The sequence below is a fragment of the uncultured Cedecea sp. genome (assembly GCF_947498825.1).
Taxonomy (GTDB): domain Bacteria; phylum Pseudomonadota; class Gammaproteobacteria; order Enterobacterales; family Enterobacteriaceae; genus JGM124.
The window spans coordinates 104,801-126,439 of sequence record NZ_CANMLV010000008.1 but is presented as its reverse complement, the minus strand read 5'-3'; the positions used below and the strand labels follow the sequence as shown (position 1 = coordinate 126,439).

At 48.0% G+C, this 21,639-nt stretch carries 18 protein-coding genes and 1 other annotated feature (1 of these 19 running past the window's edge); of the genes, 14 read left to right on the top strand and 4 right to left on the bottom strand.

Going from position 1 to position 21,639, the window contains the following annotated elements:
- Positions 1-12, top strand: a sequence feature (Thr leader region); it begins 108 nt to the left of the window's first position.
- 25 nt (positions 13-37) lie between these two features.
- The 3 genes from thrA to thrC are packed head-to-tail and all read left to right on the top strand — an operon-like array spanning position 38 to position 4,721.
- Positions 38-2,503, top strand: coding sequence for a bifunctional aspartate kinase/homoserine dehydrogenase I (gene thrA, locus Q1A40_RS11245; protein WP_300000146.1), 2,466 nt, complete (start codon positions 38-40; stop codon positions 2,501-2,503).
- A gap of 1 nt (position 2,504) precedes the next feature.
- A complete protein-coding gene (gene thrB, locus Q1A40_RS11240; protein WP_300000145.1) occupies positions 2,505-3,434 on the top strand; it encodes a homoserine kinase in 930 nt (309 codons plus the stop codon).
- Between the two features lie 3 nt (positions 3,435-3,437).
- Positions 3,438-4,721: a threonine synthase gene (thrC, locus tag Q1A40_RS11235; RefSeq protein ID WP_300000144.1), complete on the top strand. Its 1,284-nt coding sequence runs from the start codon at positions 3,438-3,440 to the stop codon at positions 4,719-4,721.
- 92 nt (positions 4,722-4,813) lie between these two features.
- Here thrC and yaaA read toward each other — a convergent pair whose 3' ends face one another.
- A complete protein-coding gene (yaaA, locus tag Q1A40_RS11230) occupies positions 4,814-5,587 on the bottom strand; it encodes a peroxide stress protein YaaA (protein ID WP_300000143.1) in 774 nt (257 codons plus the stop codon).
- A 365-nt stretch (positions 5,588-5,952) separates the two neighbouring features.
- Here yaaA and tal point away from each other — a divergent pair, with 365 nt between their 5' ends.
- From tal to Q1A40_RS11215, 3 genes are all read left to right on the top strand, one after another.
- Positions 5,953-6,906, top strand: coding sequence for a transaldolase (gene tal / locus Q1A40_RS11225; protein ID WP_300000142.1), 954 nt, complete (start codon positions 5,953-5,955; stop codon positions 6,904-6,906).
- A gap of 113 nt (positions 6,907-7,019) precedes the next feature.
- Positions 7,020-7,604, top strand: coding sequence for a molybdopterin adenylyltransferase (mog, locus tag Q1A40_RS11220; RefSeq protein WP_300000141.1), 585 nt, complete (start codon positions 7,020-7,022; stop codon positions 7,602-7,604).
- 127 nt (positions 7,605-7,731) lie between these two features.
- Positions 7,732-9,051, top strand: a complete 1,320-nt coding sequence (locus Q1A40_RS11215) for an MFS transporter (RefSeq protein WP_300000140.1) — start codon at positions 7,732-7,734, stop codon at positions 9,049-9,051.
- Between the two features lie 44 nt (positions 9,052-9,095).
- Here the strand turns inward: Q1A40_RS11215 and satP are convergent, their stop codons facing one another.
- The gene (satP, locus tag Q1A40_RS11210; protein ID WP_300000139.1) at positions 9,096-9,662 is read right to left on the bottom strand and encodes an acetate uptake transporter; all 567 of its coding nucleotides are present in this window, start codon (positions 9,660-9,662) and stop codon (positions 9,096-9,098) included.
- Positions 9,663-9,958: 296 nt separating this feature from the next.
- Here satP and dnaK point away from each other — a divergent pair, with 296 nt between their 5' ends.
- The 5 genes from dnaK to Q1A40_RS11185 all read left to right on the top strand — a co-directional run bounded on the left by dnaK (position 9,959) and on the right by Q1A40_RS11185 (position 15,948).
- Positions 9,959-11,872, top strand: a complete 1,914-nt coding sequence (dnaK, locus tag Q1A40_RS11205; protein WP_300000138.1) for a molecular chaperone DnaK — start codon at positions 9,959-9,961, stop codon at positions 11,870-11,872.
- An 86-nt stretch (positions 11,873-11,958) separates the two neighbouring features.
- The gene (gene dnaJ / locus Q1A40_RS11200; RefSeq protein WP_300000137.1) at positions 11,959-13,086 is read left to right on the top strand and encodes a molecular chaperone DnaJ; all 1,128 of its coding nucleotides are present in this window, start codon (positions 11,959-11,961) and stop codon (positions 13,084-13,086) included.
- A 186-nt stretch (positions 13,087-13,272) separates the two neighbouring features.
- Positions 13,273-14,442 (top strand): Na+/H+ antiporter NhaA, encoded by a 1,170-nt coding sequence (gene nhaA, locus Q1A40_RS11195; protein ID WP_300000136.1) that lies wholly within the window; start codon positions 13,273-13,275, stop codon positions 14,440-14,442.
- A gap of 62 nt (positions 14,443-14,504) precedes the next feature.
- Positions 14,505-15,398 (top strand): transcriptional activator NhaR, encoded by an 894-nt coding sequence (gene nhaR, locus Q1A40_RS11190; RefSeq protein WP_300000135.1) that lies wholly within the window; start codon positions 14,505-14,507, stop codon positions 15,396-15,398.
- Between the two features lie 265 nt (positions 15,399-15,663).
- Complete coding sequence (locus Q1A40_RS11185) at positions 15,664-15,948, top strand: colicin Z C-terminal domain-related protein (protein WP_300000134.1); 285 nt, start codon at positions 15,664-15,666, stop codon at positions 15,946-15,948.
- Positions 15,949-16,140: 192 nt separating this feature from the next.
- Here the strand turns inward: Q1A40_RS11185 and Q1A40_RS11180 are convergent, their stop codons facing one another.
- Together Q1A40_RS11180 and rpsT are read right to left on the bottom strand one after the other, a co-directional pair.
- Positions 16,141-16,533 (bottom strand): hypothetical protein, encoded by a 393-nt coding sequence (locus Q1A40_RS11180; protein WP_300000132.1) that lies wholly within the window; start codon positions 16,531-16,533, stop codon positions 16,141-16,143.
- Positions 16,534-16,762: 229 nt separating this feature from the next.
- The gene (gene rpsT / locus Q1A40_RS11175) at positions 16,763-17,026 is read right to left on the bottom strand and encodes a 30S ribosomal protein S20 (protein WP_300000131.1); all 264 of its coding nucleotides are present in this window, start codon (positions 17,024-17,026) and stop codon (positions 16,763-16,765) included.
- A 326-nt stretch (positions 17,027-17,352) separates the two neighbouring features.
- Between rpsT and ribF the strand changes: the two genes are divergently transcribed.
- The 3 genes from ribF to lspA are packed head-to-tail and all read left to right on the top strand — an operon-like array spanning position 17,353 to position 21,637.
- Positions 17,353-18,285: a bifunctional riboflavin kinase/FAD synthetase gene (gene ribF, locus Q1A40_RS11170; protein WP_300000130.1), complete on the top strand. Its 933-nt coding sequence runs from the start codon at positions 17,353-17,355 to the stop codon at positions 18,283-18,285.
- 32 nt (positions 18,286-18,317) lie between these two features.
- Complete coding sequence (gene ileS / locus Q1A40_RS11165) at positions 18,318-21,134, top strand: isoleucine--tRNA ligase (protein WP_300000129.1); 2,817 nt, start codon at positions 18,318-18,320, stop codon at positions 21,132-21,134.
- Positions 21,131-21,637 carry a signal peptidase II gene (gene lspA / locus Q1A40_RS11160; RefSeq protein ID WP_300000198.1) on the top strand — a complete coding sequence of 169 codons (507 nt, stop codon included), beginning with the start codon at positions 21,131-21,133 and terminating at the stop codon, positions 21,635-21,637. The genes ileS and lspA overlap by 4 nt, the downstream gene beginning before the upstream one ends.
- Positions 21,638-21,639 lie beyond the last annotated feature (2 nt).

The window sequence follows — 21,639 nt, the reverse complement described above, 5'->3', positions numbered from 1 at the left end:
GGCTTTTTTTTCGATTAAAAATCAAGGGGTAATAAGCATGCGAGTGTTGAAATTCGGCGGTACTTCAGTGGCAAATGCGGATCGTTTCCTCCGCGTTGCCGATATCCTGGAAAGTAATGCCAAACAGGGGCAGGTGGCGACCGTGCTGTCTGCTCCGGCAAAAATTACCAACCACCTGGTGGCAATGATCGAAAAGACCATCAGTGGTCAGGATGCCACGTCGAATATCAATGAGGCAGAGCAAATTTTCGCTGACCTGATAAAAGGGTTGGGCGAAGCGCAACCGGGCTTTCCAGTCGATGAGTTAACTGCGCTGGTCGATGTGGAATTTGCTCAACTGAAGCATGTATTAAACGGGATCAAGCTGTTAGGTCAGTGCCCAGATAGTATCAATGCTGCTATTATCTGCCGTGGCGAAAAACTCTCTATTGCTATTATGGCCGCAGTGCTGCGTGCTCGCGGTTATGGCGTCACCGTTATTGATCCCGTTGAGAAGTTGCTTGCGGTTGGTCACTACCTTGAATCCACAGTCGATATTGCTGAGTCCACCCGTCGCATTGCCGCCAGCCGTATCCCTGATGACCATATGGTCTTGATGGCCGGCTTTACTGCCGGAAATGAAAAAGGTGAGCTGGTGGTACTGGGCCGTAACGGGTCTGACTACTCCGCCGCCGTGCTGGCTGCTTGTTTACGTGCAGACTGTTGTGAGATCTGGACTGATGTTGACGGTGTTTATACCTGCGATCCACGCCAAGTGCCAGATGCCAGGTTACTGAAGTCGATGTCGTACCAAGAAGCAATGGAGCTTTCTTACTTCGGCGCTAAAGTTCTCCACCCTCGTACTATCTCCCCCATCGCTCAGTTCCAAATCCCTTGCTTAATCAAAAACACCGGTAATCCGCAGGCCCCCGGTACGCTGATCGGCGCTGATAGCAAAGATGACTCTTTGCCAGTAAAAGGGATCACCAACCTCAATAATATGGCGATGTTTAACGTCTCAGGTCCTGGAATGAAAGGGATGCCAGGAATGGCGGCACGTGTCTTTGCTGCCATGTCACGGGCGAATATCTCCGTGGTACTGATTACTCAGTCTTCATCTGAATACAGTATCTGTTTTTGTGTGCATCAAAGTGACTGCGTTCGTGCCCGCCGCGCTATGGAAGAAGAGTTTTATCTGGAGCTCAAAGAAGAGTTACTGGAGCCTGTTGCGGTGATGGAACGTCAAGCGATTATCTCTGTCGTCGGTGATGGCATGCGTACTGTACGCGGTATCTCGGCGAAGTTCTTCTCCGCCCTGGCCCGCGCAAACATTAATATTGTTGCTATTGCCCAGGGATCTTCTGAACGTTCGATTTCCGTGGTAGTCAGTAACGATGATGCCACCACCGGTGTGCGTGTTGTACACCAGATGTTGTTTAACACCGATCAAGTGATTGAAGTCTTCTTAATTGGCGTGGGCGGCGTAGGCACCGCGCTGTTAGAACAAATTAAACATCAGCAGGCGCGTCTGAAGAGCAAACATATTGATTTACGTGTGTGTGGTATTGCCAATTCAAAAGCGTTGCTCACCAGCGTTCATGGTCTGAATCTGGATAACTGGCAGCAACAGTTGGAGCAGGCTAAAGAAGAGCCACTGAATCTGGGACGCCTGACGCGTCTGGTGAAAGAGTACCACTTGCTGAACCCTGTGGTGGTTGACTGTACCTCCAGCCAGGCAGTTGCCGATCAGTATGCTGATTTCCTGAGTGAAGGATTCCACGTGGTGACGCCGAATAAAAAGGCCAACACCTCGGGTATGAATTATTACCATCAGATGCGTAATGCGGCAGCTAAATCGCGTCGTAAGTTCCTGTATGACACTAACGTGGGTGCCGGTTTGCCGGTTATCGAGAACTTACAGAACTTATTGAATGCCGGAGATGAGCTGCAACACTTCTCTGGTATCTTGTCCGGCTCGCTCTCTTTCATTTTTGGTAAGCTCGATGAAGGCATGTCTTTATCCGAGGCAACCCGTTTGGCCCGTGAAATAGGATTTACTGAACCGGATCCGCGTGATGATCTCTCTGGCGTGGATGTTGCGCGTAAACTGCTTATTTTGGCACGTGAAACCGGTCGTGAGCTGGAACTCTCCGATATCGTTATCGAACCCGTCCTGCCTGCTGATTTTGATAGTAGTGGTGATGTTAAGAGTTTTATGGAGCGTCTTAGCCAGCTGGATGACACTTTTACCCTACGTGCCGCTGAAGCGCGTGAGCAAGGTAAGGTGTTGCGTTACGTCGGTTTGATTGAAGAGACCGGCCTCTGTACCGTGAAAATTGCTGCCGTTGATGGTAACGATCCGCTATTCAAAGTAAAAAATGGTGAGAATGCGTTAGCATTCTACAGCCAGTATTATCAACCGATCCCTCTGGTTCTGCGTGGTTATGGTGCCGGGAATGATGTGACCGCTGCGGGCGTATTTGCAGATTTATTACGCACCTTGTCATGGAAGTTAGGAGTCTAAAATGGTTAAAGTCTATGCCCCGGCTTCCAGTGCCAATATGAGTGTTGGTTTTGATGTTTTGGGAGCGGCAGTATCGCCGATAGATGGCTCTCATCTCGGTGACTATGTAACAGTCGAAGAGGCTGATCAATTTAGCCTGACTAATTTAGGGAAATTCGCGCGCAACTTACCGACTGATCCCGATCAAAATATTGTCTATCAGTGCTGGGAAATTTTCTGCCGGGAAATCGGTAAAGAGATACCCGTAGCCATGACGCTTGAGAAAAATATGCCGATTGGTTCCGGTTTAGGATCAAGTGCTTGCTCGGTGGTTGCTGGTTTGGTGGCGATGAATGAATTCTGCGGTAAACCCGTCAGCGAGACTCGCTTACTTGCGCTAATGGGGGAGCTGGAAGGACGCATTTCTGGCAGCGTTCATTATGACAATGTTGCACCCTGTTTTCTTGGCGGCATGCAGCTGATGATTGAAGAAAATGACATCATCAGTCAGTCAGTACCGTGCTTTGATGACTGGTTGTGGGTACTGGCTTATCCTGGGATCAAAGTTTCTACCGCTGAAGCGCGGGCGATTTTGCCGGCCCAGTACCGTCGTCAGGACTGTATCAGCCATGGTCGTCATCTGGCTGGCTTTATTCACGCCTGCTATACCCGCCAGCCACTGCTGGCGGCAAAATTGATGCAGGACGTGATTGCTGAGCCTTACCGGGCAAAACTATTACCCGGCTTCGATAACGCCCGTCAGGCCGTCGCCGATATCGGCGCTCTGGCAAGTGGCATTTCGGGTTCCGGCCCGACCTTATTTGCGTTGTGCGATAATATCGAGACTGCACAACGTACGGCTGACTGGCTTGGCCAACACTATTTGCAGAACCAGGAAGGTTTTGTACATATTTGCCGTTTGGATACGGCCGGCGCACGAGTTTTGGGATAATCAATGAAACTGTATAACCTTAAAGATAACACCGAGCAGGTCACTTTCGCACAAGCTATCACACAAGGGCTTGGCAGATTACAAGGCCTGTTTTTCCCGGAGGCTCTACCCGAGTTTTCTCGCTCCGAGATAGATGCCATGCTGGAAATGGACTTTGTCAGTCGTAGTAGCAAAATACTCGGTGCTTTTATCGGCGAAGAAATCCCACAAGAAGCTCTGGCTGCACGTGTTGCTGCCGCTTTTGCTTTCCCGGCTCCGGTGAAAATGGTTGAACCCGATGTGGGTTGTCTGGAACTGTTCCATGGCCCGACTCTGGCGTTTAAAGACTTCGGTGGTCGTTTTATGGCACAGATGCTGACCCATATCAGCGATAAGCCGGTTACTATTTTAACCGCGACTTCAGGAGATACCGGGGCTGCAGTTGCTCATGCTTTCTACGGGTTACCAAACGTAAAAGTCGTTATCTTGTATCCAAACGGAAAAATCAGTCCGTTGCAGGAGAAGTTATTCTGCACCTTGGGTGGCAACATTGAAACTGTGGCTATTGATGGTGACTTTGATGCCTGCCAGGCGCTGGTTAAACAGGCGTTTGATGACGAAGAGTTAAAAGTTGCCTTGGGCCTTAACTCTGCTAACTCTATCAATATCAGCCGGTTACTGGCACAGATTAGTTACTATTTTGAAGCGGTCGCTCAGTTGCCTGTAGAGGTACGTGACCAACTGGTGATTTCAGTACCTAGCGGCAACTTTGGTGATTTAACCGCAGGCCTGCTGGCTAAGTCATTAGGCCTGCCGGTGAAGCGCTTTATTGCTGCCACCAATGCCAATGATACCGTGCCACGTTTCCTCGCCGAAGGACAATGGCAGCCAAAAGCCACGGTAGCAACACTGTCTAACGCGATGGATGTCAGCCAGCCAAATAACTGGCCGCGTGTTGAAGAGTTGTTCCGTCGTAAGGGCTGGCCTCTGAGTGAGCTGGGTTATGAAGCGGTGAGTGATGAAACCACGCAAGAAACCATGCGTGAGCTGCAAGCGAAAGGCTATATTTCTGAGCCACATGCGGCGATCGCTTATCGTGCATTGCGCGATCAGTTACAGACAGGCGAATTCGGTTTGTTCCTGGGGACCGCACATCCGGCGAAATTTAAAGAAAGTGTGGAAGAGATCCTCGGTCAACCCCTGCCGCTGCCAGAAGAGTTGGCTTCCCGTGCCGACCTGCCGTTACTGTCACATCATTTACCGGCAGATTACGCAGCATTGCGTAACCTGATGATGGGTAAAGCGTAATTATCAGGAAGAGCTGGATAAAACAGGGCGGTCAGAGTATTGATAACTGACCGCCTGTCCATAATCTCAAACGCCAGTCTGACTGGCGTTTTTTATTGCTCAGGGCGTTTAAACACCCACTCATTCTGCTGAGAAGCCGATTCATCGAAGGCGTATCCTTCAAGATTAAAATCTTTAAGCTGCTCAGGGCGAGTTAAGCGATTCTGAATGATATAGCGGCTCATCAGACCTCGCGCTTTTTTCGCATAGAAACTGATCACCTTAAATGTACCGTTCTTCTCATCAAGAAACACCGGTTTGATTATCTCCGCATCCAGCTGGCGGGGCTTAACGGATTTAAAGTATTCATCGGAGGCAAGGTTAATCAGTATATTATCACCCTGGTCAGCCAGAGCCTGGTTAAGCTTGTCAGTGATAACCGTATTCCAAAATTGATACAGATCTTTGCCGCCAGGATTATTGAGGCGGATCCCCATTTCCAGACGGTAAGGCTGCATTAAATCCAGCGGACGCAGTACGCCGTAAAGGCCGGATAACATGCGCAGATGCTGCTGAGCAAAGTCAAAATCTGCTTCACTGAAGCTTTCAGCTTGCAAACCGGTATAGACATCGCCTTTAAATGCCAGGATCGCCTGACGGGCATTTTCTGGGGTAAATTCGGGCTGCCAGTCATGAAAGCGGGAGGCATTTAACGAAGCAATTTTGTCACTGACACCCATAAGCGATGAGATTTGTGGCGCGCTGAGGGTACGAGCGACGTCAATTAATTGCTGTGAATACGCCAGCAGTTCAGGTTGTGTATAACGCTGGGTCGCTAAATCACTTTGGTAATCCAGTGTCTTGGCTGGTGAAATCAGAATTAACATCTTTGTTCCTCGCTGTGTGGGCCACTACTTTAGCAAATTTTTGCTCTCTGGCGGCCAATCGCTGCGATAAGACAGGGGGGGAATTTGCTTATTAGTGCCTTCATTGATGATTTTGGGATTCTGAAGCGATAATTGGCTGGAAGCATTCAGCGATATGACTTTTGGCAGAGAGTTATTAAGCAGACTGTGGCGAATACGGCGCCATTTAGTGAAGTTATGCCTGAGCGACACGTGGTTTCTACGCGAATTATACTCTTTGCCCTGTGAGTGGTGTATCGCGGTTGCGCCTCGCTTAATGCATGATATTATCAATAGATAATTAGTTACCTATCCCTAACTGCTAGACTCAAAGAGAAATACTGACTATGACGGATAAATTAACTGCTCTGCGTCAACTCACCACCGTGGTTGCTGACACGGGTGATATCGCGGCGATGAAACTGTACAAACCGCAAGACGCAACAACTAACCCTTCACTTATCCTTAACGCAGCACAAATTCCTGAATACCGCCCACTGATTGACGACGCAATTGCTTTTGCTCGCAGCCAGAGCAGCTCACGTGCTCAACAAGTTATTGACGCAACTGACAAGCTGGCAGTGAATATTGGTCTGGAAATTCTGAAACTGGTTCCGGGTCGTATCTCTACTGAAGTTGACGCGCGTCTGTCCTATGACACTGAAGGCAGTATTGCTAAAGCTAAACACCTGATCAAACTGTATAACGATGCCGGTATCAGCAACGACCGTATCCTGATCAAACTGGCTTCGACCTGGCAGGGCATCCGTGCTGCTGAGCAGCTGGAAAAAGAAGGTATTAACTGTAACCTGACTCTGCTGTTCTCCTTCGCTCAGGCTCGCGCTTGTGCTGAAGCGGGCGTATTCCTGATCTCTCCATTTGTTGGCCGTATTCTTGACTGGTACAAAGCAAATACCGACAAGAAAGAGTACGCTGCAAACGAAGATCCGGGCGTGATTTCTGTTAGCGAAATCTACCAGTACTACAAAGAACACGGTTATGAGACTGTGGTCATGGGTGCAAGCTTCCGTAACGTCGGTGAAATCATCGAACTGGCTGGCTGTGACCGTCTGACCATAGCACCTGGACTGCTGAAAGAGCTGTCAGAAAGCGAAGGGACTCTGGAGCGTAAACTGAGCTACACTGGCGAAGTAAAAGCGCGTCCTGCACGTATCACTGAAGCCCAGTTCCTGTGGCAGCATAACCAGGATCCTATGGCAGTAGACAAACTGGCGGACGGTATCCGTAAGTTTGCTATCGACCAGGAAAAACTGGAAAAAATGATCGGCGATCTGCTGTAATCATTTAACGTGACCGGCTCAGGCTGGTCACGATTTTGCTGTTTTAATCTGTTTGTCCCGCCTTTCCCGATGTATTATTCCAGCTAACTGTTCTCTTATAGTGTGGAAATAATATGAATACTCTCCGTATTGGATTAGTGTCTGTCTCCGATCGCGCTTCAAGCGGTGCCTATCAGGACAAAGGGATCCCGGCACTTGAAGAATGGTTGGCACAAGCGTTAACCTCACCGTTTCAAGTCGAAACTCGCCTTATTCCCGATGAGCAATCCATTATTGAGCAAACGCTTTGTGAGCTGGTCGACGAGATGGCTTGTCATTTAGTGCTCACGACCGGAGGAACCGGACCTGCACGTCGTGATGTGACACCGGAGGCGACTCTGGCGATTGCCGACCGCATTATGCCGGGGTTTGGCGAACAGATGCGCCAGATAAGCCTAAACTTTGTGCCTACTGCCATTCTTTCCAGACAAACGGGCGTTATCCGCAAGCAGGCGCTGATCCTCAATTTACCCGGCCAGCCAAAGTCGATTAAAGAAACCCTGGAAGGGGTCAGAGATGAGCAGGGTAAAGTGACGGTGACCGGTATTTTTGCCAGTGTACCTTATTGTATACAGTTGCTTGATGGGCCTTATGTTGAAACAAATGACCAAGTTGTCGCCTCTTTTCGCCCAAAAAGCGCGATTCGTGAAATAAAATAGTAAATGTAATAAATAAGCAACATAAAGTATGGCTGATGTGGAGTGTTGATGATTTGCTGATATAGTAATTTTTTCTTTACGGATATCAGGTATTTTTTTTAATACTCTCATCAATTCATGGTTGCTTATGTCTCAAATTCACGCCAGGTCTCTGAACGCTCAGGACTATAAAACGTTATCTCTTGCTGCCCTTGGTGGTGCGCTTGAGTTTTACGATTTTATTATTTTTGTTTTTTTTACCACTGTTCTGGGAGCGCTTTTTTTCCCGCCTGATATTCCTGAGTGGTTACGCCAGCTACAGACCTTTGGTATTTTTGCCGCTGGTTATCTGGCGCGTCCTCTGGGTGGCATTATCATGGCACACTTTGGTGACCTGCTCGGCCGTAAGAGAATGTTTACTTTAAGTATCTTGCTAATGGCTTTGCCGACGCTGGCGATTGGCTTGCTTCCTACCTATGAAACGATAGGCATTATGGCTCCAATACTGCTGCTTTTAATGCGTGTCTTACAGGGAGCAGCTATTGGCGGTGAAGTGCCTGGAGCCTGGGTTTTTGTTTCTGAGCATGTACCTTATAAGCGGATTGGTATTGCGTGTGGCACACTGACTGCGGGTTTGACCATTGGTATTTTAATTGGCTCCATTGTGGCGACGATTATCAATACCTCAATGACCCAAGAAGCTATCCATGATGGCGGTTGGCGTATTCCGTTCTTTCTTGGCGGGATTTTCGGGCTGTTTGCTATGTATCTGCGTCGTTGGTTGGAAGAGACACCTGTCTTTGTTGAAATGCAGAAAAGAAAAGCATTGGCGGAAGAGTTGCCGCTTAAATCTGTTGTCGTTAACCATAAAAAATCCATCGCAATATCGATGTTTCTCACTTGGTTGCTATCCGCAGGTATCGTTGTCGTTATCCTGATGGCGCCGGTATGGCTGCAAACACAACTTAAAATAGCCCCGGCTCTTACGCTGCAGGCGAACAGTATCGCCATTGTTCTGTTATCAGTGGGATGTATTCTCTACGGTCTGGCTGCCGATCGTTTTGGTGCCAGTAAAACCTTTATTGTCGGCAGTATACTGCTTTGTATTTGTAGCTGGATGTTTTACCACTTGGTTTCTGTATATCCGGAACATCTGTTTGTTCTTTACGGGATGGCGGGATTCAGTGTCGGAATTGTTGGGGCCGTGCCTTACGTTATGGTGCGCGCTTTTCCTGCGGAAATCCGCTTTACCGGGCTCTCTTTTTCCTACAACGTCGCTTATGCTATTTTTGGTGGTCTGACACCAATAGTGGTGACGCTGTTGATGAAAGTCTCTCCGCTGGCACCCGCATGGTATGTACTGGCTCTGGGATGTGTGGGGCTGGTCATCGGTATCTTGCTACATAAAGATATAAACCACGAGAATACTGCGCAGAATAAACTTGCTTCGCAGTCATCCTTGACCTAAAAAAACGGGGGAAACAAATGTTTCCCCCGTTTTTTAATGCATTATTACTTTTTTTCGCCTATTGGCAGGACAGTGCGACCAAACTGTTCGTTAAGCACTTCTCCCATTGCCAGATAGATTGCGCTGGCGCCACAGATGATTCCCACCCAGCCTGCAATATGGGTAATGCTTTCATTACCGACAAAGTGAGCGATAGCGAGCAGAGTGAACAGCACCGTCAGGCTGCCGAAAACGAATTGCAGCATGCGTGGACCTTTGAGCGTGCCAAAGAACATAAACAGAGTAAAGATACCCCATAAGGCCAGATAGGCCCCCATGAAATAGGTATCAGCTGGTGCACCCGCTCCCATTTTAGGTAACAGCCAGATGGCGACCAAGGTCAGCCAGAATGCACCGTAAGAGGTAAAGGCGGTTAAACCGAAAGTATTCCCTTTTTTATATTCCAGAAGACCTGCAAAAATCTGTGCGATGCCACCAAAGAAAATACCCATCGCCATAATCAGAACATCAAGATCAAAAAAACCGGCATTGTGCAGATTGAGCAAAATTGTGGTCATCCCAAAGCCCATCAGGCCCAGGGGAGCGGGGTTGGCCAACTTAGTGTTACCCATAATTCCTCTAAAAAGTTATCTGAAATGCAATAATAAGTGATTAGCCGTTTCCCGACTATCCGGGATCGGGGCGCGGCATAATAAGCAGGCAGAGGGTTGCCGTCTATGATCTAAAGAGGGGAAAGAATAAAATTTTTTTCATCTTACCCCTTGATGAGGGGCAGTGTGACCCCATCTTCTATGCAACCGTGTTGTCGGACTTGAAAAAAAACGCTTCGGGCAGTTGAAATGAATACATTTGCCCACATAACAGGTTCACAACCTAATAATGACGAATTTTAGTGGAGACCGTTCAGATGGGTAAAATTATTGGTATCGACCTGGGAACAACTAACTCATGTGTCGCGATTATGGATGGGACTACTGCTCGCGTTCTGGAGAATGCCGAGGGTGACCGCACCACTCCTTCTATTATTGCTTACACCCAGGACGGTGAAATTCTGGTGGGTCAACCGGCAAAACGTCAGGCAGTGACTAACCCGCAAAATACACTTTTTGCAATCAAGCGTCTGATTGGCCGTCGTTTCCAGGACGAAGAAGTCCAGCGTGACGAAGCTATCATGCCGTACACAATCATTGGCGCTGATAACGGCGATGCCTGGATTGATGTTAAAGGTCAGAAAATGGCCCCACCTCAGGTTTCTGCTGAAGTATTGAAAAAAATGAAGAAAACAGCAGAAGATTACCTGGGTGAGCCAGTAACTGAAGCTGTTATCACAGTTCCTGCGTATTTTAACGATGCACAGCGTCAGGCAACAAAAGATGCTGGCCGTATCGCAGGTCTGGAAGTAAAACGTATCATCAACGAACCAACCGCTGCTGCTCTGGCTTACGGCCTGGATAAAGAAGTGGGTAACCGCACTATCGCCGTTTATGACTTGGGTGGTGGTACTTTCGATATCTCTATTATCGAAATCGACGAAGTTGATGGCGAAAAAACCTTTGAAGTTCTGGCAACCAACGGTGATACCCACCTGGGTGGTGAAGACTTCGATAGCCGTATGATCAATTACCTGGTGGAAGAGTTCAAAAAAGATCAGGGTATCGATCTGCGTAACGACCCACTGGCGATGCAACGCCTGAAAGAAGCCGCTGAGAAAGCGAAGATTGAACTGTCTTCTGCTCAGCAGACCGACGTTAACCTGCCGTATATCACGGCGGATGCGACCGGTCCTAAGCACATGAACATCAAAGTGACCCGTGCGAAACTGGAATCACTGGTTGAAGATCTGGTTAACCGCTCTATTGCGCCACTGAAAGTTGCGCTGCAAGATGCGGGTCTGTCAGTTTCTGACATTAACGACGTGATTCTGGTCGGTGGCCAGACTCGTATGCCAATGGTTCAGAAGAAAGTGGCTGAGTTCTTTGGTAAAGAGCCACGTAAAGACGTTAACCCAGACGAAGCTGTTGCTGTTGGTGCTGCTGTTCAGGGTGGCGTATTAACCGGTGAAGTTAAAGACGTACTGCTGCTGGACGTTACCCCGCTGTCTCTGGGTATCGAAACCATGGGCGGAGTGATGACTGCGCTGATTAATAAAAACACCACTATCCCAACTAAACATAGCCAGGTGTTCTCTACAGCAGAAGATAACCAGGCTGCGGTAACTATTCATGTTATCCAGGGTGAGCGTAAACGTGCTTCAGATAACAAATCTCTGGGCCAGTTTAACCTTGACGGGATTCAGGCAGCACCACGCGGCATGCCACAAATCGAAGTTACCTTCGATATCGATGCTGATGGTATTCTGCATGTTTCTGCGAAAGACAAAAACAGCGGAAAAGAGCAGAAAATTACCATTAAAGCTTCTTCTGGTCTGAACGAAGAAGAAATCGAAAAAATGGTACGTGACGCGGAAGCGAATGCGGAAGCTGACCGTAAGTTTGAAGAGCTGGTACAGACGCGTAACCAGGGCGATCACTTACTGCACAGCACCCGTAAGCAAGTCGAAGAGGCCGGTGACAAACTGCCTGCTGACGACAAAACTGCTATCGAAGCGGCTCTGAGCGCGCTGGAAACTTCTCTGAAAGGTGAAGATAAAGCAGACATCGAAGCGAAAATCCAGGAGTTGGCACAAGTTTCTGCCAAGCTGATGGAACTGGCTCAGCAGCAGCATGCTGAACAGCAAGCAGGTGGCTCTGACGCAGGTAAAGCTGGTAAAGACGACGATGTTGTTGATGCTGAGTTTGAAGAAGTTAAAGACAAAAAATAATCGCCCACTGAGCGGTTAGTTCCTGACACGGGCGTTGAGGTTTATCCTCCACGCCCGTTTATGCATATTTAGGACTAAAATAAGAGATGGCTAAGAGAGATTACTACGAGATTTTAGGTGTTCCTAAATCGGCGGAAGAGCGTGAAATTAAAAAGGCGTATAAGCGTCTGGCTATGAAGTATCACCCGGATCGTAATCCGGATGATAAAGAGGCGGAAGAAAAATTTCGTGAAGTGAAAGAAGCTTATGAAATTCTTACCGACGATCAAAAGCGTTCGGCTTATGATCAATATGGCCATGCAGCATTCGAGCAGGGTGGTATGGGGGGCGGCGGTTTCGGTCAGGGTGCTGATTTCGGCGATATCTTTGGTGACGTTTTCGGTGACATCTTTGGTGGTGGTCGCCGTCAACGCTCCTCGCGTGGTGCCGATTTGCGCTACAACATGGAGCTAACGTTAGAAGAAGCGGTTCGTGGCGTCACCAAAGAGATCCGTATCCCGACACTTGAAGAGTGCGAAGTTTGCCACGGAAGTGGGGCGAAATCCGGCTCTAAACCGCAAACTTGTCCAACCTGTCACGGGCAGGGTCAGGTACATATGCGCCAAGGCTTCTTTACGGTACAACAGGCCTGTCCGCATTGTCAGGGCCGTGGGACTATCATTAAAGATCCTTGCAACACCTGTCATGGGCATGGACGAGTAGAGAAGAACAAAACGCTATCTGTGAAGATCCCGGCAGGGGTTGATACCGGTGACCGTATCCGTCTGACTGGAGAAGGTGAAGTGGGCGAGAACGGTGCACCAGCCGGCGATTTATATGTTCAGGTTCAGGTCAAACAGCACGCCATTTTCGAGCGTGACGGCAGCGACCTGCACTGTGAAGTACCGATTAATTTTGCTATGGCGGCATTGGGTGGAGAAATCGAAGTTCCGACACTGGATGGCCGTGTGAAACTGAAAATTCCGGCAGAAACGCAAACGGGCAAATTGTTCAGAATGCGTGGCAAAGGGGTGAAATCGGTACGCGGTGGTGCCCAGGGCGACTTAATGTGCCGGGTATATATTGAAACCCCTGTTAATCTGAACGATAAGCAGAAGAAATTGCTGCGTGAACTTGAAGAAAGTTTTGGCGGACCGGCGGGGGAACATAACAGCCCACGTTCAAAGAGTTTCTTTGATGGCGTGAAGAAGTTTTTTGAAGACTTGACGCGTTAATCACCTGCTATTAAAAACCTGAGCTGCGTAAGTGGCTCAGGTTTTTTTCTGTCTGCAATAATAGCTCGGTTATTACGAGTTATTATTGCAATATAACCTGCTTTTAGCGATTTGTTATTTTCGCTATGCTATCAAGCTAATAAGCTTCTTACCTCTAATGAATGAGTTGGATAATCGAGTAAAAAAATGACGAAAACTCTACAACGCTTTTTCCAGAATGATGCGGCTGGCGGTATTTGTTTGATTATTGCCGCTATCTTCGCCATGTTTTTAGCTAATTTTCATCTGACTGGCCCAGCCTACCAGACATTTTTGGAAACTCCGGTAGAGGTCCGTATCGGATCGCTGGATATCAGTAAAAACGTTTTATTGTGGGTGAATGATGCCTTAATGGCGATATTTTTCCTGATGGTGGGTCTGGAAGTTAAGCGTGAGATGGTACAGGGATCTCTGGCTACACGTCGTCAGGCTGCCTTCCCGGTTATTGCCGCACTGGGAGGCATGGTCGTACCTGCGTTAATCTATCTGGCGTTTAACGCCGCCGATCCGATAACTCGCACAGGCTGGGCTATCCCTACTGCAACAGATATTGCTTTTGCCTTAGGGATTCTGGCCTTGCTGGGAAACCGGGTCCCGGTTGCCTTGAAGGTTTTTCTGATGGCACTGGCGATTATTGATGATCTCGGAGCGATTATCATCATTGCCCTGTTTTATACCAGCTCACTTTCCATGCTCTCCCTTGGCGTCGCCGCTGCAGCGATTGCGATACTGGCCTTGCTGAATATTTTCAATGTACGACGAACCGGTCTCTATATCCTGGTTGGCGTCATCTTATGGACAGCGGTATTAAAGTCAGGCGTACATGCCACGCTGGCAGGGGTCATTCTGGGCTTCTTTATTCCGCTAAAAGAGCATAATGGACGCTCACCTTCACAAGAACTGGAACATGTCCTGCATCCCTGGGTCGCTTTTCTGATCCTGCCGCTGTTTGCCTTTGCCAATGCTGGCGTGGTGCTGTCAGGTGTTTCTCTGGGATCACTGACTTCCTATTTGCCGCTTGGTATCATGGCCGGACTGTTAATCGGTAAGCCGCTGGGGATCAGCTTATTCTGCTGGCTGGCACTGAAACTTAAGTTAGCATCCTTACCTGTAGGCACAAGATTCAGCGATATTATGGCTATTGGTGTGCTGTGCGGAATTGGCTTTACGATGTCGATTTTTATTACGTCATTAGCCTTCGATGAAATGCATGCTGAGATGATCACGCTGGCTAAACTGGGTATTCTGCTGGGGTCATTGCTGTCAGCTGTCATCGGCTACAATATGCTAAAAGCGCGCTTTAAACTTCTCGGATAATCTTCGCCACCGTTATCGGGTCAAGTATCCGATAACGGTGCTGCTATTAAGAGGCGTGGCGAATGTCGTTAATTAATTACAATCACCTGTATTATTTCTGGCATATCTGCAAAGAAGGATCGGTCGCAGGTGCTGCTGAAGTACTGCATCTTGCGCCACAAACCCTTACGGGGCAGATTAAAATTCTCGAAGCACGCTTACAGGGAAAATTGTTTCGTCGGCAGGGACGCGGACTTGTACCTTCTGAACTGGGGCAATTAGTTTTTCGCTATGCTGACCGTATGTTTACCCTGAGCCAGGAAATGCTGGATATTGTGAACTATCGCAAAGAGTCTGGCACATTGTTTGAAGTGGGTGTAGCCGATGCGCTTTCAAAACGGTTAATTAGCGAGATTTTAAATGTGGCTGTGGTTGAAGATGAGCAAATCCATCTGCGCTGTTATGAATCGACCCATGAAATGCTGCTCGAACAGCTTAGCCAGCATAAACTGGATATGATTATTTCAGACTGCCCCATCGATTCGACGCAACAAGAGGGACTCTTTTCGGTCAAGATAGGCGAGTGTGGTATCAGTTTTTGGTGTAAGAAACCACTACCGGAAGCGCCATTTCCTGCCTGTCTGGAACATCGTCGGTTATTGATCCCCGGTCGGCGTTCAATGCTCGGGCGCAAACTGCTTAACTGGATCCAGACACAAGGATTACAGGTTGAAGTATTAGGTGAGTTTGATGATGCGGCGCTGATGAAGGCCTTTGGGGAAATGCATTCCGCTATTTTTGTTGCACCAACAAGTTATATATCGAATAGTGGTAATAACGAGAATACGGTTGAATTAGGACGTCTTGAAAACGTGATGGAAGAGTACCATGCGATTTTTGCTGAGCGAATGATCCAGCATTCGGCAGTGCAACGGATCTGTAATCATGACTACGCTACGCTTTTTCATAGCAGATAATTTCATGGAGAAATATCATAAATAATAAAATGCTCTGAACTCAAAAAGTATTTTTTAAGAGTGTGTTGATGTATCTGATTTTCTTTAATTCCCTTATCTGTCCGTTATACAACAGGTAGTTTGGCTTTTAAAAAGTCTCTTTTTTTGAAGAAATAATAATGTGAGAAAACTCCTGAATACTATTTCGGCTATATAAATATATCATTTTTTGTGGCGTATTGAGTTTGTCGCTACGGACTGCGACTTAACTAATAAGGAACGAATTATGCCATCAGCACAAGCCTGGGCACCACCACTAACTTGGGGACCGTGGGTGAACCTTCGAGGTCACTCAGGTATGGACCGTTACACCGTCAGTTTTGATACGGATTCGCAGGCACCATCGTCTTTTGATGTGGAAATAGAGTATGCTACTAGCACTCAAATGAAACGGGTGAATACATTAGGCCCAGGATCGTATCAAATCACCGATAATGACGGTGCAGGTATATACCCGTCATACTTCAAGTTGCTTGGGCGTTACCTTCGTCAATCCTGGCGAATCACATAGTTTATCTATGCTCATCGCCAGGATTGACTCTGCGCCTACAAGCAACTTGAATTATTTAGGGTATAGACAGAATTCGCTTTAAAAGTCATTCTATAGGACAAAATATTAGAGTCAATTTCTAATAAAATAACCTGTGCGTTGCGGTTTTTATATTCATGGTCGAATAAAAGGAACGCACAGGTTCATTCCTTATCATTTGTAGTATTTTATTATCTTATCAGTATTCGCTCTAAGAACCACATATTGAGAAAAGCCATTTTCAAATGTCAGCGGAGTAATTATTTTGGTTTTATTCATAATAGCGACATCATTAAAACGAATATCAACATATTTACCCACATTACGTCTAAAAAAATCTTCAAATTGCATTGAGCAATCAGGGCTTTTTTTTATATTAAAAAAAACGTTATGACCCTGATTACGACTTGATACCTCAGTGACACAGTCTTTTTTTAAGACAAATACTGAGCTTCCCGTCTGGTAGGTCAGCGGGGTAATGGGACTTGTCAGCCGGGTATTGCCTGCGGTGTTACAGCCTGATAGAAAAAAGAATAAAGAAGAAATAATAGCTGTTTTTTTTAACATGATTTTCTCCCTGAAGGTTGCTATTAAACCAACCTGTATCCCTGGCTATCCAAGGTGATTGTTCATCCTATCAGCTTTAACTGTCAGAAATCAGGTAAAGAGCTGTCCTGTTTTTAGCAAAGAATGAGGCCTGTATTTCCAGGATCTGGTTGCGGTGAGAAGGTCAATCTCTCAGGCATAAAAAAACCGGCCGAAGCCGGTTTCTTTCAAAGCAACAACAGACGGGGGATTAAGCCAGTTTGTTGATTTGCGCAGTCAGGTTAGCCTTATGGCGCGCAGCTTTGTTTTTGTGGATCAGACCTTTGCTAGCCTGACGATCCACGATTGGTTGCATTTCGTTAAATGCGTTTTGTGCAGCAGCTTTATCGCCAGTTGCAATCGCTGCGTATACTTTCTTGATGAAAGTACGCATCATAGAGCGACGGCTAGCGTTGTGCTTACGAGCCTTTTCAGACTGTACAGCACGTTTCTTAGCTGATTTGATATTAGCCAAGGTCCTACTCCCAAATATTTCTTGTAGACAATTCAAAGGCCGAGGAATATGCCCCGTTAGCCTTCTTTTGTCAATGGATTTGTGCAAATAAACGTCGTTAAAGTTACGGCGTGTCTTGCGTTATGATGGCGCGAATTCTATCAGCATCGGGCTTGCGAATACAGTCTTTCGCATCAAAATTACACCCGAAAAGCTGAATCAGCGGTAAATATCTTTACCGCAACGGATAAATTAGTGAAACCTTTACGATAAAGGCAACAATCGTAGGTTAACCTTATCCCCGGTAGTTGGTATAATCCGCCGATTCCCACTGTTTTGAGCCAGGCATGAAGCTGATACGCGGTATACATAATCTGCGCCAGAATCATCACGGATGCGTTCTTACTATCGGAAATTTCGATGGGATGCACCGTGGTCATCAGGCGCTGCTAAAGGGCTTGTGCGAAGAAGGTCGTGCGCGCAACCTGCCGGTGATGGTGATGATTTTTGAACCTCAACCGCTTGAATTGTTCTCTTCAGACCACGCGCCTGCTCGCCTGACCAGTTTGCGCGAAAAACTACGTTATCTGGCAGAGTCTGGTGTCGATGCCGTGTTATGTGTGCGCTTTGACAGGCGATTTGCCGCACTCACCGCTCAAAATTTTATCAATGACCTGCTGGTGACACGCCTTGGGGTGAAATACCTGGCTGTGGGGGATGATTTCCGCTTTGGCGCTGGTCGTCTGGGGGATTTCTTGTTATTACAGAAGGCGAGTGAAGAATTCGGCTTCGACCTTACCAGTGCTGATACCTTTTGCTCGCAGGGCGTTCGTATTAGCAGTACCGCCGTGCGTCAGGCACTGGCGGATGATGATTTTGAGCAAGCTGAAAACTTGCTCGGCCATCCGTTTAGTATTTCCGGACGCGTAGTTCATGGTGATGCCCTGGGGCGCACTATTGGCTTCCCGACCGCCAATCTGCCGTTAAAACGTCAGGTCTCCCCAGTTAAAGGGGTTTATGCGGTCGAAGTGATGGGGCTTGGCGATAAACCGTTTATCGGCGTGGCTAATATTGGTACTCGCCCAACGGTGTCGGGTATACGTAAGCAATTGGAAGTCCATTTACTGGACGTTGCAATGGATCTGTACGGACGCCATATAGATGTGGTGTTACGTAAAAAAATACGTCATGAACAGCGATTTGCTTCTCTTGATGAACTTAAGGTACAAATTGCCAGAGATGTAGCGACAGCTCGCGAATTTTTTGGGTCAAACGCCTGAACGGCTAACCGAAACACGGAACTGAGAATCTAATGAGTGACTTTAAATCTACCTTGAATTTGCCGGAAACAGGTTTCCCAATGCGTGGCGGCCTGGCCAAACGTGAGCCAGGTATGCTGGCTCGCTGGAATGGTGATGACCTGTACAACATCATTCGCCAGGCCAAAAAAGGCAAAAAAACCTTTATTTTGCATGATGGCCCTCCTTATGCGAACGGTAGCATTCATATTGGTCACTCAGTTAACAAGATTCTGAAAGACATTATTGTTAAATCAAAAGGTCTGTCAGGTTTTGACTCGCCTTATATTCCAGGCTGGGACTGCCACGGTCTGCCTATTGAACTGAAAGTTGAACAACTTATCGGTAAACCGGGTGAAAAAGTCACCGCAGCAGAATTCCGTGCAGCTTGTCGTAAATATGCCGCTGAGCAGGTTGATGGCCAGCGTGCAGACTTTATTCGTTTAGGTGTTCTGGGTGACTGGGCGCACCCTTACCTGACCATGGACTTCAAAACGGAAGCCAATATCATCCGTGCACTGGGTAAAATCATCGGTAATGGCCATCTGCATAAAGGGGCTAAACCAGTTCACTGGTGCGTTGACTGCGGCTCTTCGCTGGCTGAAGCGGAAGTGGAATATGACGACAGAACCTCACCATCGATTGATGTGACTTTCAATGCCGTTGATCCGCAAGGTGTAGCGGCGAAATTTGGCGTTTCTCAGGTTAATGGTCCGGTATCTTTGCTTATCTGGACGACTACGCCGTGGACATTGCCGGCCAACCGCGCTATCTCACTGGCGGCCGATTTTGACTATGCGCTGGTGCAGATTGAAGGTCAGGCCTTAATTCTGGCCAAAGAGCTGGTAGACAGCGTGATGAAACGTGCAGCAATCACCGATTACCAGGTGCTGGGCACTGTTAAGGGTGAAACGCTGGATTTAATGCGTTTTAAACATCCGTTTATGGATTTCGACGTACCTGCTATCCTGGCCTCTCACGTTACGCTGGATGCGGGTACCGGTGCAGTGCATACCGCCGGTGGCCACGGTCCGGATGACTATGTTATTTCCCAGAAATACGGCCTGGAAATCGCAAACCCTGTCGGGCCGAACGGCTGCTATCTGCCAGGAACCTTCCCGGGCCTTGACGGTGTCATGGTGTTTAAGGCCAATGACCTGATTGTGAGCCTGCTGCAAGATAACGGCAAGTTACTGCATATTGAAAAACTGCGTCACAGCTATCCACACTGCTGGCGTCACAAAACCCCGATCATTTTCCGTGCGACGCCACAGTGGTTTATCAGCATGGATCAGAAAGGGTTGCGCGAGCAGTCACTGAAAGAGATCAAAAGCGTTCAGTGGATCCCCGACTGGGGCCAGGCGCGTATTGAATCCATGGTTGCGAACCGTCCGGACTGGTGTATCTCGCGTCAGCGTACCTGGGGCGTTCCTATGTCGCTGTTTGTCCATAAAGATACCGAAGAGCTGCACCCGCGTGCGCTGGAACTGATGGAAGAAGTGGCGAAGCGCGTTGAGCAAGATGGTATTCAGGCATGGTGGGATCTTGATCCTCGTGACCTGCTGGGTGATGAAGCCGCTGACTATGTCAAAGTGCCTGACACCCTGGATGTCTGGTTTGATTCCGGATCAACCAGCTCTTCTGTGGTTGATGTGCGCCCTGAATTCGCCGGTAATGCTGCCGATATGTATCTGGAAGGTTCAGATCAACACCGCGGCTGGTTTATGTCGTCGCTGATGATTTCAACCGCGATGAAAGGCAAAGCGCCTTATCGCCAAGTACTGACTCACGGCTTTACCGTTGATGGCCAGGGACGCAAAATGTCCAAATCCATCGGTAATACTATTGCACCACAAGATGTGATGAATAAATTAGGGGCGGATATTTTACGTCTCTGGGTTGCTTCTACCGACTATACCGGTGAAATCGCGGTGTCTGACGAGATCCTTAAGCGTTCCGCTGATGCTTACCGTCGTATCCGTAACACTGCGCGTTTCCTGCTGGCAAACCTGAATGGCTTTAACCCGGCTACCGACAGCGTTAAACCAGAAGATATGGTGGTGCTGGATCGCTGGGCAGTGGGTTGTGCGCAAGTTGCTCAAGCCGATATCCTGGCCTCTTATGAGAGCTATGATTTCCATGAAGTCGTACAGCGTATGATGCGTTTCTGCTCGGTTGAAATGGGTTCATTCTACCTTGATATCATAAAAGACCGTCAGTACACCGCGAAGGCAGACAGCGTGGCACGCCGTAGCTGTCAGACCGCGTTGTATCATATTGCCCAGGCTCTGGTTCGTTGGATGGCACCTATCATGTCCTTCACGGCAGATGAGATCTGGAACTATCTGCCGGGTGAGCATTCCCAGTATGTCTTCACCGAGGAATGGTATGAAGGCCTGTTTGGTCTGGAAGAAGATGAAAAAATGGGTAATGACTTCTGGGATACCTTGCTGACTGTGCGCGGTGAAGTGAACAAAGTGATTGAACAGGCGCGTGCTGATAAAGTTCTCGGCGGTTCCCTGGAAGCGGCAGTCACGCTGTATGCTGACAGTGAGCTGACTGCGAAACTGAACAGCCTGGGCGCTGAGCTGCGTTTTGTCTTACTGACCTCTGAAGCAGTTGTTGCTGACTATGCAGCGGCTGGAGGAGATGCACAGCAGAGTGACGTACTGAAAGGTCTGAAAGTGTCGCTGCGTAAAGCCGAAGGGGAGAAATGTCCGCGTTGCTGGCATTACACCACCGATATTGGTCAGAATGCGGAGCACGCAGAAGTCTGTGGTCGCTGTGTTACTAACGTCGCCGGTGCTGGCGAACAACGTAAGTTTGCCTGATGAAACCTATACTCTCTACCGGGTTGCGCTGGCTCTGGCTGGCAGTCGCTGTACTTGCTATTGACTTGGGCAGTAAGTTTCTGGTCCTCCAGCATTTTATGCTGGGGGAAACCTTACCACTGTTCCCGTCACTCAATTTGCACTATGCCCGTAACTATGGCGCTGCCTTTAGTTTCCTGGCAGATAAAGAGGGCTGGCAGCGCTGGTTCTTCGCCGTTATTGCTGTTGGTATCTGCGTGGTGCTGGCAGTGATGATGTACCGTGCAAAAGCGACTGATAAGCTTAATAACATTGCTTATGCATTGATTATTGGTGGGGCTCTGGGCAATTTATTCGACCGACTCTGGCACGGCTTTGTGGTCGATATGATAGATTTCTATGTCGGTGACTGGCATTTTGCCACTTTCAATCTTGCCGATACGGCCATCTGTATTGGTGCGGCACTTATCATTTTAGAGGGGTTTATTATCCCTTCTAAAAAATCCGCACAGGAAAAAAGGTAATT

Bases quoted from the DNA above. Each gene is read 5' to 3' on its own strand.
- thrA (WP_300000146.1), top strand. From the start codon at position 38: ATGCGAGTGTTGAAATTCGGCGGTACTTCAGTGGCAAATGCGGATCGT.
- thrB (WP_300000145.1), top strand. From the start codon at position 2,505: ATGGTTAAAGTCTATGCCCCGGCTTCCAGTGCCAATATGAGTGTTGGT.
- thrC (WP_300000144.1), top strand. From the start codon at position 3,438: ATGAAACTGTATAACCTTAAAGATAACACCGAGCAGGTCACTTTCGCA.
- yaaA (WP_300000143.1), bottom strand. From the start codon at position 5,587: ATGTTAATTCTGATTTCACCAGCCAAGACACTGGATTACCAAAGTGAT.
- tal (WP_300000142.1), top strand. From the start codon at position 5,953: ATGACGGATAAATTAACTGCTCTGCGTCAACTCACCACCGTGGTTGCT.
- mog (WP_300000141.1), top strand. From the start codon at position 7,020: ATGAATACTCTCCGTATTGGATTAGTGTCTGTCTCCGATCGCGCTTCA.
- Q1A40_RS11215 (WP_300000140.1), top strand. From the start codon at position 7,732: ATGTCTCAAATTCACGCCAGGTCTCTGAACGCTCAGGACTATAAAACG.
- satP (WP_300000139.1), bottom strand. From the start codon at position 9,662: ATGGGTAACACTAAGTTGGCCAACCCCGCTCCCCTGGGCCTGATGGGC.
- dnaK (WP_300000138.1), top strand. From the start codon at position 9,959: ATGGGTAAAATTATTGGTATCGACCTGGGAACAACTAACTCATGTGTC.
- dnaJ (WP_300000137.1), top strand. From the start codon at position 11,959: ATGGCTAAGAGAGATTACTACGAGATTTTAGGTGTTCCTAAATCGGCG.
- nhaA (WP_300000136.1), top strand. From the start codon at position 13,273: ATGACGAAAACTCTACAACGCTTTTTCCAGAATGATGCGGCTGGCGGT.
- nhaR (WP_300000135.1), top strand. From the start codon at position 14,505: ATGTCGTTAATTAATTACAATCACCTGTATTATTTCTGGCATATCTGC.
- Q1A40_RS11185 (WP_300000134.1), top strand. From the start codon at position 15,664: ATGCCATCAGCACAAGCCTGGGCACCACCACTAACTTGGGGACCGTGG.
- Q1A40_RS11180 (WP_300000132.1), bottom strand. From the start codon at position 16,533: ATGTTAAAAAAAACAGCTATTATTTCTTCTTTATTCTTTTTTCTATCA.
- ribF (WP_300000130.1), top strand. From the start codon at position 17,353: ATGAAGCTGATACGCGGTATACATAATCTGCGCCAGAATCATCACGGA.
- ileS (WP_300000129.1), top strand. From the start codon at position 18,318: ATGAGTGACTTTAAATCTACCTTGAATTTGCCGGAAACAGGTTTCCCA.